Genomic DNA, 2,500 nt, shown 5'->3' on the forward strand with positions numbered 1-2,500 from the left:
TGAGATGTTTCAGTTCTCCGGGTTCGCTTCCTAAAGACTATGTATTCATCTAAAGGATAATCTGGGTTTAACGCCAGATTGGGTTGCCCCATTCGGAAATCAGCGGATCGAGGCCTATTTGGCGGCTCCCCGCTGCTTATCGCAGCCTTTCACGTCCTTCATCGCTAGCAAACACCTAGGCATTCACCGTACGCCCTTTGTTACTTAATCTAAGTATATTTTTGTTCGACTTACTCCGAAGAGTTCCTCGAACACTAAGTTCGCTTGATGTTTCTATATGTCTCGAGGACCTTAAAAACGATCAAGCTTTCTTAGAAAACTTGCTCGATTCCAGGGTCCATCGGACCAGTTTTAATCGATTTATTTCATATCTTTCTATATTCCCATCCCGCCGACTCAAGGTCGTTGTTCTGGTTAGATAGAAATCTATGGAAGATGCCTGATTCGAAGTTTCTTAACGATTTCTGGCGAAATGTAACACCAGAAGTCAAAACTTCTCAAAAGACACTGTCCTATACAATTTTCAAAGAACACAGTGGAGGATATCGGACTCGAACCGATGACCCTCGCCTTGCAAAGGCGATGCTCTCCCAACTGAGCTAATCCCCCACGCCTCATGGAAACTTACTGCTTCAAATCCGCGGCGCTGGTAGCACCTGCTGAGTTGAGGCTATCGTCTCCAGTGGACCTGGCTAGATTCGAACTAGCGACCTCACCCTTATCAGGGGTGCGCTCTAACCAACTGAGCTACAGGTCCATAGACGTGTTTCGGAACAGAAATTCAGACAAGACGGCACGTCCATCAAAGCTAAAAATGCGCTTTGTAGGACCAATCGTTGCGAGACATATGTAGATACGAATCGTATTGAAGCTAAATATAGCTCCTTAAAGGAGGTGATCCAGCCGCAGGTTCCCCTACGGCTACCTTGTTACGACTTCACCCCAGTCACCATCCACTCCTTCGGCGGCTCCCTCCTCGAAAGGTTGGGTCACCGACTTCTGGAGCAAACGACTTCCATGGTGTGACGGGCGGTGTGTACAAGGCCCGGGAACGTATTCACCGTGGCATGCTGATCCACGATTACTAGCGATTCCAGCTTCATGCAGTCGAGTTGCAGACTGCAATCCGAACTGAGGCCGGTTTTTTGGGATTGGCACACTCTCGCGAGTTAGCAGCCCTTTGTACCGACCATTGTAGCACGTGTGTAGCCCTGGATATAAGGGCCATGAGGACTTGACGTCATCCCCACCTTCCTCCGAATTCACTCCGGCAGTCTCTCTAGAGTGCCCAGCATAACCTGATGGCAACTAAAGATAGGGGTTGCGCTCGTTGCCGGACTTAACCGAACATCTCACGACACGAGCTGACGACAGCCATGCAGCACCTGTCACCGCGCTCTCCGAAGAGCACTCCCTCTATTAAGAGGGATTCGCGGGATGTCAAATCCAGGTAAGGTTCTTCGCGTTGCTTCGAATTAAACCACATGCTCCACCGCTTGTGCGGGCCCCCGTCAATTCCTTTGAGTTTTAACCTTGCGGCCGTACTCCCCAGGCGGTTCACTTAATGCGTTAGCTTCGCCACTGAATCTCAATTGACCCAGCAACTAGTGAACATCGTTTACGGCGTGGACTACCAGGGTATCTAATCCTGTTTGCTCCCCACGCTTTCGCGCCTCAGCGTCAGTACCAATCCAGTCAGTCGCCTTCGCCACTGGTGTTCCTCGTGATATCTACGGATTTCACCCCTACACCACGAATTCCACTAACCTCTCTTGGACTCAAGCCATCCAGTTTCCAATGCACCTCCGAGGTTGAGCCTCGGGCTTTCACATCAGACTTAAATGGCCGCCTGCGCGCGCTTTACGCCCAATGATTCCGAACAACGCTTGCACCCTCCGTATTACCGCGGCTGCTGGCACGGAGTTAGCCGGTGCTTCCTTTGAAGGTACCGTCAAACCCAACAATGTGGGCGTTCTTCCCTTCTGACAGTGCTTTACGACCCGAAAGCCTTCTTCACACACGCGGCGTTGCTGCGTCAGGCTTTCGCCCATTGCGCAAGATTCCCCACTGCTGCCTCCCGCAGGAGTCTGGGCCGTGTCTCAGTCCCAGTGTGGCTGATCGTCCTCTCAGACCAGCTATCCATCACTGCCTTGGTGAGCCGTTACCTCACCAACTAGCTAATGGTCCGCGAGCCAATCTTGGAGTGCCCGAAGGCTTTGACCACTCCGACCGAAGTCGGTGGGGTCTTATGCGGTATTAGCCACCCTTTCGGATGGTTATCCCCCGCTCCAAGGCATGTTACTCACGTGTTACTCACCCATTCGCCACTTTACTCGGGGGCCGAAGCCCCGTTTCTCGTGCGACTTGCATGTGTTAAGCACGCCGCCAGCGTTCGTTCTGAGCCAGGATCAAACTCTCCAGTTTTGGAGATGAGCTCATCATTTTATATTAATCAATCACCCCACGACGGGTCGCAGGGCAACGTTAAAGCGATCACTTA

2 tRNA genes and 2 rRNA genes (1 of these 4 running past the window's edge) are annotated in these 2,500 nt (G+C 51.7%); all 4 read right to left on the reverse strand.

The features are described 5' to 3' along the window. Positions 1-210: ribosomal RNA gene (locus tag DN745_RS15545) — 23S ribosomal RNA — on the reverse strand; it reaches 2,851 nt to the left of the window's first position. 326 nt (positions 211-536) lie between these two features. Further along, a tRNA-Ala gene (locus DN745_RS15550) sits at positions 537-609 on the reverse strand. 74 nt (positions 610-683) lie between these two features. Further along, positions 684-757: transfer RNA gene (locus DN745_RS15555), tRNA-Ile, on the reverse strand. A 130-nt stretch (positions 758-887) separates the two neighbouring features. Next, a 16S ribosomal RNA gene (locus DN745_RS15560) occupies positions 888-2,424 on the reverse strand. The 16S and 23S rRNA genes sit together here with 2 tRNA genes alongside, the layout of an rRNA operon. Positions 2,425-2,500 lie beyond the last annotated feature (76 nt).

The sequence above is a fragment of the Bradymonas sediminis genome (assembly GCF_003258315.1).
In the GTDB taxonomy this organism is placed as follows: Bacteria; Myxococcota_A; Bradymonadia; order Bradymonadales; family Bradymonadaceae; genus Bradymonas; species Bradymonas sediminis.